This window comes from Streptomyces sp. NPDC003011 (genome assembly GCF_053591515.1).
Map to the genome: position 1 here is coordinate 1 of NZ_JBSFTY010000161.1, position 8,598 is coordinate 8,598.

Below are 8,598 nucleotides of genomic sequence, written 5' to 3' on the forward strand. Positions count from 1 at the left end.
CCTCGTCCGTGACCTCGATGACCGCCTGGTTCCCGGTGACCCGGGTGCGCAGCGCGACGGTGCCGCCGCCGTGCATGAGGGAGTTCTCGATCAGCCCGGCCGCCTTGGCGTACCCGGCCGCGCCGAACCAGCCGATGACCGCGATCGGTACGACCACCGGGATCCCGCTGGCGACTTCCTTGATCTGGCCCGCGGCCAGCCGGCACTTGACGCACTCCTCCAGGTGCCCGCGCAGCCCCCGCTCGGCGCGGGTGCGCAGGCTGCCGCGGGCGTAGGCGCCGAGCCGGTCGGCGTAGCGGGCGCATTCCTCGTCGTCGGCGAGGGCGGCGCTGACATGGGCCTGGAGGTAGGCCTGCTTGAGACCCTCGCGGGCGCGGCTGGCGAGCACGCGGGTGCCGTTGGCGTCCAGCCCGAAGAGCGGGGCGACGTCGCTCGGCGACTCGTCCTCGACCTCGGTGTGCCACAGCACGGCCTGCCAGCGCTCGGGCAGCGACCGGAAGGCCTGCATGGCCATCGACTGCTCGGCCTCGTGCATCGCCCGCACATCGGCGCCCAGGCCGAGGGTGTCGTCGTCGGACACCTCGGACACGCGGGCGGACTGCGCGGCGAACACCGCGAAATCGTCGACGAGTTGCTCGCGCCGCGCGGACTTCGTCCAGCTCGCGGCCACCCGCCGGACGGTGGTCAGCAGATACGCGCGTACGGCGTGCTCGGGGCCGGAACCGCCGCGCACCGCCTGGAGCACGCGGGCGAAGACCTCGGCGGTGAGGTCGTCCGCGGTATGGCCGTCGCGGCAGCAGGTGCGGGCGTACCGGCGCACCGCCGCCGCGTGGCGCCGGTAGAGCTCCGCGTAGGCGGTGTCGTCGCCCGAGCGCATCCGCTCGATCAGGTCGGCGTCGGACGGCGGCAGTTGCCTGGGCGGCGGCAGGACGCCGCCGTCCTCCCGCCGATCGCGCTGGGCCGGCACGCTGCCCTCCACGGGCTCGCCGCCCTGGGCCGGGATACCGGCCTCCACCGGTCCGGCCGGTCCGGGTGGCTCGGGCGGCCCGAGCGGTCCGGGTGGCCCGGGCGGGACACCGGCTCGGCCCCCCTGGTACGGCACGTGCGGCGAGGCCGCGCCGCCGGACTCCGCGTCGTCGTCGCCGAGTGACCCGTCCCGCCCGTCAAAGCTCATCGCGGAAAGCCCCCGCCGCCTGCCCCACCAGTCCCGAACACCGGGTCAGCGTGCCATATTGGCTTTTGTTCAGAACCCCGCGATGCGGCCCTTCCACTCGTCCGTGCGGACTTCCGGTGACGTGGTACTGGCCGTCACCTCTCTGGGGAAGACTCAATCGGCGTTCCGAGTACGGGAGTTGGACGGCCCGGCTGAAAAGACCGGTGTGTCCCCAAGGGGCGCCCGGGGCGAGAGCGGCGCGGGGCGCGCGCTCCGAAGTCACCTTTTCGAGTCACGGTCGACAGGCGCCGAGGGACGTGCGACGGAACCGGGACCCGACGGAACGAGGCCCGGCGGGAGGGGTGGCCGGCGGGAGGGTGGCTGACGGACACGGCGGCCGGCGGGAGCAGGTCCGGCCGACGACGTCCCGCAGGCCGCCGTCGGCCGTTGTCTCCCGCACAGCGCGCGCGGGCGGCGCGCGTCACACCGGCCGCGACCGCAGCCCCTCCAGCAGGATGTCCAGCAGCCGTGCCGAGGCCGCCGCCTGCTGAGCCGCGTCCGGCAGCGAGGGTGCCGCCGTCGCTATCACCAGCAGCACGTCCGCCACCGACACGTCGGCCCGCAACTCGCCCGCCGCGCGCGCCCGCTCCACGAGCTGGCCCACGACCTCCAGCAGCGCCGCCGCGCCCGCGTCGTCGTCCCCGGTGAGCGCCGACGCCTCCTGCGCGACCAGCCGCAACTCCCCGGAACCCGGCTGCGTCCGCTGCTGCGGCACCCGCGCCGTCTCGAACCCGGTGCCCTCGTCCGCCACTCCGACCCGCAGCACCTGCGGCGGCAGCAGCCGCCCGGCACCCGAGGCCACCGATGTCCGCAGGAAGCGCGAGAGCGCCGACCACGGCTCGTCCTCCTGACCGAGCGCCGCCCGTGCCTGGTCGGTCAGCCGGGAGGTCTCCTCCTCGGCTATCCGCCGCACCAGGACGTCCTTGCTCGGGAAACGCCGGTACACCGTGCCGACGCCGACCCGCGCGCGCCGCGCCACGTCCTCCATCGGCGCGCCGTACCCCAGTTCGCCGAAGACCTCGCGCGCCGCGCGCAGTACGTGCTCCAGATTGCGCTGTGCGTCCACACGCAGCGGTGTCGTCCGCGCACCGTTCCCGCGTCCGCTCCCCACCGCCGCGCCCATCGCCGAGCCCATCCCGCCGCTCATCGCCCCGCCACCGGGTGCGATGGCGGACGCGGACGACCAATGAGAGTCCTGAACATGCATAAGTGATCCCCCGGTAATGACGTCTCCCCCCGGAGACTCTCCCCGCCATTTGAAAGCCGGAGCGAACGGAACAGGCCCGCTTCCCGGACCCGCCGGTCGCGGACCCGAAGGCGCATCCCCCTACACCCCGTCGACACACGAACATAGTTGAGTGAGGGTCAATTCAGAAGGGGCTCGTTCCGCACGGAGCGCCCCCCGATCGGAGTACGCGTCGCATACGTCCTGATTGCACCCCCACCGACCGCCCGCCACGCCCCGGCTGACCTGCGGACATTCCACGCGCTCCGGCGATTCGGCCAACCCGGCTCGCCGTCGGCGCGCGGTCACACAAATTGTCGGGGCTGTGGACAAACGCAAGCGCCGGGTGCGTCATGGGATGGTGAAGGAACGTGCGCGCATTCTCGTTGTCGGTGGCGGCTATGTCGGGATGTACACGGCCCTGCGCCTCCAGCGGAACCTGAAACGGGAACTCCAGCGGGGCGACGCAGAGATCACCGTCGTCACACCCGACCCGTACATGACCTATCAGCCGTTCCTCCCCGAAGCGGCCGCCGGTTCCCTCTCCCCGCGCCATGTCGTCGTGCCGCTGCGCCGCGTCCTGGAGCGCTGCGGCGTCGTGGTCGGCGAGATCACCTCCGTCGACCACGCCCGGCGCACCGCCGCCCTCACCACGCAGGCCACCGAGGAGGAGGGCACCGGCGCGCGGCAGCTGTCGTACGACGAACTCGTCCTCGCGCCCGGCTCGGTCTCACGCGCCCTGCCCGTCCCCGGTCTCGCCGACCACGGCATCGGCTTCAAGACCGTCGAGGAGGCCATCGGCTTGCGCAACCACGTCATCGAGCAGATGGACATCGCCTCCTCCACCCGCGACCCCGCCGTCCGCGACGCGGCGCTCACCTTCGTCTTCGTCGGCGGCGGCTACGCCGGCGTGGAGGCGCTCGGCGAGCTGGAGGACATGGCCCGCTACACCGCGCGGTACTACCACAACATCCGGCCCGAGGACATGAAGTGGATCCTCGTCGAGGCCTCGGACCGCATCCTGCCCGAGGTCGGCGAGGAGATGGGCCGCTACACGGTCACCGAACTGCGCCGCCGCAACATCGACGTACGGCTGAACACCCGCCTGGAGTCGTGCGCGGACCGCGTCGCCGTCCTCAGCGACGGCGCCCGCTTCCCGACCCGTACGGTCGTCTGGACGGCCGGCGTGAAACCACACCCGGTCCTCGCCGCGACCGACCTGCCGCTCAACGAGCGCGGCCGGCTGATCTGCACCCCCAGGCTGACGATCGAGGGCACCACGCACGCGTGGGCCGCCGGCGACGCCGCCGCCGTCCCTGATGTCACGGCCGGCGAGCCCGGCAGGGAGACGGCCCCCAACGCCCAGCACGCGCTGCGCCAGGCGAAGCTCCTCGGCGACAACATCGCGCACTCCCTGCGGGGCGAGCCCTTGGAGACCTACTCGCACGCGTACGTCGGTTCGGTGGCCTCCCTGGGGCTGCACAAAGGCGTCGCACACATCTACGGGCGCAAGCTGAAGGGCTACCCTGCCTGGTTCATGCACCGCGTCTATCACCTCAGCAAGGTGCCCACCTTCAACCGCAAGTCCCGCGTGCTGGCCGAGTGGACCTTGTCCGGGCTCTTCAAGAGAGAGATCGTCTCCCTCGGATCGCTCGAACATCCCCGGGCGGAGTTCGAACTCGCGGCCGGTGGAAAGCCTCCTCACGACCCCCCGAAGGACCCGAAGGGGTCGTCCTGACCGGACCGAGGAACTCCGGCAGCGGGGGAGGCGTCTGACGGATGTCGACCCGGCCGGGCTCCCTGCCACACTGGTCCCCGACCGCGGACGGACCGACCCCGCCCTTCGAACCCACGAGGCCTTCCCCACCGTGCTGCCACCCCCGGGTGCCACCCCAAGACCCCCGGCCGGATCCGGAGCTGGACGAAGACGCCGAAGACGACGACACGAGGCAAGGATTCGTGAACTTCACGCGCTGGAGCGCCCGGCTCCCCGGAACGCAGCGCCGCGCCGCAGCGCGGACCGACCACCCGCTCACCCCGGACCGGCGGGAGGACGCCGTGGGCTCCTCCGTACCCACAGCCCGCGTCGAACAGCTGACCGGCGCCGCACCGCCCGTGCCCGCCGTCGACGAACTGCCGGTGCGCGAGGTCCTCGACCGCGTCCCCGCCCTCGTCGCCCACGTCCACGGCCCCGACCACCGCCTCGCCTACGTCAACGACGCCTACGTGACGGCGTTCGGCCCCCGCGCGACCGGCGACCCGGCCCGCGAGGCCCTCCCGGAACTCGACGAGCTGGGTCTGCTGCCCCTCCTGGACCAGGTCCTGCGCAGCGGCAAACCCCGCACGGTCAAGTCCCGCAAGGCCCCCGACGGCCGCTCCTACACCTTCACCTGCACCCCGGTCGCCGCCCGCGACAACGGCAGCGGGAACGGTGCCGGTGGCGGCGGTGGTGTTCTGGTCTTCGCCACCGACGTCACCGACCACGCCGAGGCCGCCGAACGCGTCAGAGCCAGCGAACGCCGCCAGCGCGAGACCGCGGTCACACTCCAGCGCTCCCTGCTCCCGCAGGAACTCGAACAACCGGACGACCTCCGCGTCGCGGCGACCTACCAGCCCGGCGGCACCGAGGCCGCGGTCGGCGGCGACTGGTACGACGTCATCACCCTGGGCGGCGGCCGCACGGCCCTGGTCATCGGTGACGTCATGGGCAGAGGGGTCCGCGCGGCGGCGATCATGGGCCAGCTCCGCACGGCGGTCAGGGCCTACGCCCGCCTGGACCTCCCCCCGCACGAGATCCTCCAGCTCCTGGACGGCCTCGCCGCGGAGATCGACGCCAACCAGATCGCGACCTGCGTGTACGCCATCCACGACCCGAACGAGGGCCGCCTGGTGTACGCCTCGGCCGGCCACCTGCCCATCCTGGTCCGCGACGAGAGCGGAGTGGTGCAACGGGCCGACGAACCGACGGGCCCGCCCCTGGGCACGGGCGGCTGGATGCACACCTCCGGCTCGATCCCGCTGAGCCCCGGTTCCACGGCGGTGCTGTACACGGACGGCCTGGTGGAGCGCCGCAACGAGGACCTGGACGAGGGCATCGCCTCGCTGGAGCGCGCCCTGTCCGGCGCGACCGGCACGCCCCAGGTGGTCTGCGACCGCCTGGTCCGCTCGGCGGGCGTCACCGCGGACCACGACGACGACGTGGCCGTCCTGGTCCTCCAGCACCCCGCCCGTACCGGCCCGGACAGCGAGCTGTTCCGCAACGCGGCGCTGGAACTCCTCGGCGGTGTGGAAGCGGCGCCCCGCGCGCGTGCCTTCGCCTCCGGCGTGCTGACGAGCTGGCGGTTCCCGGTGGACCTGCACGACCTGGGCGTCCTCGCGGTGAGCGAGCTCGTCGCGAACTCCCTGCAGCACGGCACACCACCGATGCGGCTGCGGCTGCGCCGTACCGACCGGCGCCTGATCGTCGAGGTCACGGACGGGGACGACCACCTTCCACGCCGGCGCCGAGCGGAAGCCGGCGACGAGTCCGGCCGGGGCATCGCCATCGTGGCGACGATCGCCTCGAACTGGGGATCGCGGAGGACACCGGGCGGCGGAAAGGCAGTGTGGTGCGAGTTCGCGTTGCCGGGGGGCCCGAAGTGAACGGCCCGGCCCCCCGGGGCCTTCTCAGGTGCGTGCCTGCGCGTGTCCGGCCGCGGAGCCGCCCCGGGCCACCACCCGGCTCTTCGCGGACCACGGCTGATCCTGCGCCGCCGTGAGCTGCCGCCCCAACCGCAGCGCGAGACACGAGATCCCCAGTGAGAACACCAGGAACGTCACGACGTACGGCCCGGGCAGCGAGGCCCCCATGGGCCCGCCCACCGCCGGCCCGACGGCCAACGCGAGCTGCTTGACGAGCGCGAACGCCGAGTTGTACTGCCCGGCCATCCCCGCGGGCGCGAGATCCGCCACCAGCGGTGCGACCGTCGGCGACAGCATCGCCTCACCCAGCCCGAACAGCGCGTACGTGGACACGAACGCCGCCGTCGCCATTTCCTGGCTGCCGTGACCGAGCCCGGCGTACCCCGCCGCGACCCACGCCACGGCCCAGATCAGGCCCACGGCCGCGATCACCCGCGACCGCCTCCGCCGCTCGACGAACCTCAGCACGGCGAACTGCGCGACCACGATCATCGCGGTGTTGGCGGCCAGCGCCGTCCCCAACGCGGACGTGGAGATCCCGGCGGCCTCCACCCCGTACGCGGCCAGTCCCGACTCGAACTGCCCGTAGCAGGCGAAGAACAGCACGAACCCCACCACACACAGCTGCACCATCGCCCGGTCGCCCAGCAGCTGCTTCCAGCTGCTCCTCCCCGCCGGTCCCGACCGGCCCGGCGCGTCCTCGATCGGCGGCGAGTGCGGCATCCGTACCGTCGACATCACCACGACCAGCAGCAGGAACATCGCCGCCTCGATCGCGAACAGCAGGGTGAAGGACGCGGCGCTCGTCGTGTCGACCAGGTGACCGCCGATGAGACCGCCGACGCCGAGCCCCAGGTTCTGCAGGAAGAACTGCGTCGCGAAGGCACGCGAGCGCGTGTCGGCCGTGGAGCAGTCGACGATCATCGTCGCCAGTGCCGGCTGCATCACGGCCTGCCCCGCCCCGAGCGCGGCGGCCGACAGCAGCACGGTCGTCGCACTGCCCGCCAGCCCCAGGCTCAGCGCTCCCAGAGCGGCGGTGACCAGGGCGGCGAGCAACACGGGCAGGGGACCGCGCCGCACGATCGCCTGGCCGGCGAACGGCAGCACGATCAGCGCGGCCACGGCGAAGACGGCGAGGACGAGCCCCGCCGTCATGGCCCCCAGCCCTCTCACCTGCGCCACATAGACGTACAGGTAGGGGACGGTGAAGCCGAGCCCGAACGCGCTGAGCGCGTTGCCCACGTGGATGCGGCGCATCGCTGCGCCCTTCGCCCTGGTCACGTTCACCTCTCTCAGGTAGTTGGTGAGTCTCAGTAGTTAGCACTGAAGACTTCAAAGCTAAAGTTCGAAGCTAAACAGTACACCTCGAAGAACTTCAACGCCAAGCAGGCCCATGCGATACTTGCGGCCATGGGCGACACCCCCGGCACGCTCGGCGAGCCGACACTCGAAGAGCAGATCGCCGCCTACCAGCGCGAGTTCCAGGACCTCGACCCTCAGGTCGAGAAGATCGTCTCGGCGCTCTCCCGCCTGAACCGCCGTATGAACGTCGCCTACGGCCGTCAGACCTCCGCCCTCGGCATCAGCAACGCGGAGTGGGAGGTCCTCAAGGCCCTCGTACTCTCCGGCGCCCCCTACCGCATGGGGCCCAGCGACCTCGCGAAGCGTCTCGGCCTGACGCCGGCCGCGATGACCCACCGGATCGACCGCATGGTCACCGAGGGACTGGTCACCCGGGAGCGGGACGAGTCCAACCGGGTCCGCGTCATCGTCGAACTGACCGCGGAGGGCCGTGCGAAGTGGCTCGCGGCGATGCGCCTCGCGTCCGTCTTCGAGGAGGACCTGCTCCAGGATCTCTCCGCGGACGAGCGCACGACCCTCGGCGAGGTCCTCACCCGCCTCCTGCGCAGGGTCGAGGACGCCCAGCCGGATGCCGGCGGCCGGCTGAGTGACCTGGACTGACGAGGGCTCTCGGGCCCACGAAAAGATCTTGACAAGGGCTGCTTGACATCACCTTGCTGGATCCGTAGAGTTCTTCGGGTTGCTGCGGAGCCGTAACGGTTCTTCGACAGCACCTCCGCCGCATGAGCGGCACCTCAAACCAGCAGAACGACCTCCCAACGGGGTTGAATTGGGCGTGCCCGAATTCAATTCGATTTGGGTCCGGCACCTCGATTTGGGCCCTGCCGGGGAATCCGCTAAGGTTTGAGACGTCGGAACGGCCCGAACGGCCGCGAAGACAAGCCCGGTTGACTGGGCGTCAGACACCGAAAGGATCTGATAAAGTCGACACCGCCGGAAGGCCGAAAGGCCGGAAAGCAGCCCGCCGACAGGGAATCGGATCGAGAAAAAGATCTGATAGAGTCGGAAACGCAAGACCGAAAGGAAGCGCCCGGAGGAAAGCCCGAGAGGGTGAGTACAAAGGAAGCGTCCGTTCCTTGAGAACTCAACAGCGTGCCAAAAGTCAACGCCAGATATG

General features: G+C 71.5%; 6 protein-coding genes. 3 read left to right on the forward strand and 3 right to left on the reverse strand.

Features of this window, described 5'->3' with window-relative positions:
* Both ACWD0J_RS40595 and ACWD0J_RS40600 read right to left on the reverse strand, forming a co-directional pair.
* The coding region (locus ACWD0J_RS40595; RefSeq protein ID WP_451500887.1) for a sigma-70 family RNA polymerase sigma factor at positions 1–1,174 on the reverse strand (1,174 nt) is incomplete at its 3' end.
* 460 nt (positions 1,175–1,634) lie between these two features.
* Positions 1,635–2,420, reverse strand: coding sequence for a TetR/AcrR family transcriptional regulator (locus ACWD0J_RS40600; protein ID WP_451500888.1), 786 nt, complete (start codon positions 2,418–2,420; stop codon positions 1,635–1,637).
* A gap of 376 nt (positions 2,421–2,796) precedes the next feature.
* Here ACWD0J_RS40600 and ACWD0J_RS40605 point away from each other — a divergent pair, with 376 nt between their 5' ends.
* Complete coding sequence (locus tag ACWD0J_RS40605; protein ID WP_451500889.1) at positions 2,797–4,176, forward strand: NAD(P)/FAD-dependent oxidoreductase; 1,380 nt, start codon at positions 2,797–2,799, stop codon at positions 4,174–4,176.
* A 221-nt stretch (positions 4,177–4,397) separates the two neighbouring features.
* A complete protein-coding gene (locus tag ACWD0J_RS40610) occupies positions 4,398–6,080 on the forward strand; it encodes an ATP-binding SpoIIE family protein phosphatase (protein WP_451500890.1) in 1,683 nt (560 codons plus the stop codon).
* Positions 6,081–6,104: 24 nt separating this feature from the next.
* Here the strand turns inward: ACWD0J_RS40610 and ACWD0J_RS40615 are convergent, their stop codons facing one another.
* Positions 6,105–7,400, reverse strand: coding sequence for an MFS transporter (locus tag ACWD0J_RS40615; protein WP_451500891.1), 1,296 nt, complete (start codon positions 7,398–7,400; stop codon positions 6,105–6,107).
* Between the two features lie 129 nt (positions 7,401–7,529).
* Between ACWD0J_RS40615 and ACWD0J_RS40620 the strand changes: the two genes are divergently transcribed.
* Positions 7,530–8,081, forward strand: a complete 552-nt coding sequence (locus ACWD0J_RS40620; protein ID WP_451500892.1) for a MarR family winged helix-turn-helix transcriptional regulator — start codon at positions 7,530–7,532, stop codon at positions 8,079–8,081.
* Positions 8,082–8,598 lie beyond the last annotated feature (517 nt).

Excerpts from the sequence above, each read along its gene's own strand:
- ACWD0J_RS40600 (WP_451500888.1), bottom strand. The coding sequence starts at position 2,420 with ATGCATGTTCAGGACTCTCATTGGTCGTCCGCGTCCGCCATCGCACCC.
- ACWD0J_RS40605 (WP_451500889.1), top strand. The coding sequence starts at position 2,797 with ATGGTGAAGGAACGTGCGCGCATTCTCGTTGTCGGTGGCGGCTATGTC.
- ACWD0J_RS40620 (WP_451500892.1), top strand. The coding sequence starts at position 7,530 with ATGGGCGACACCCCCGGCACGCTCGGCGAGCCGACACTCGAAGAGCAG.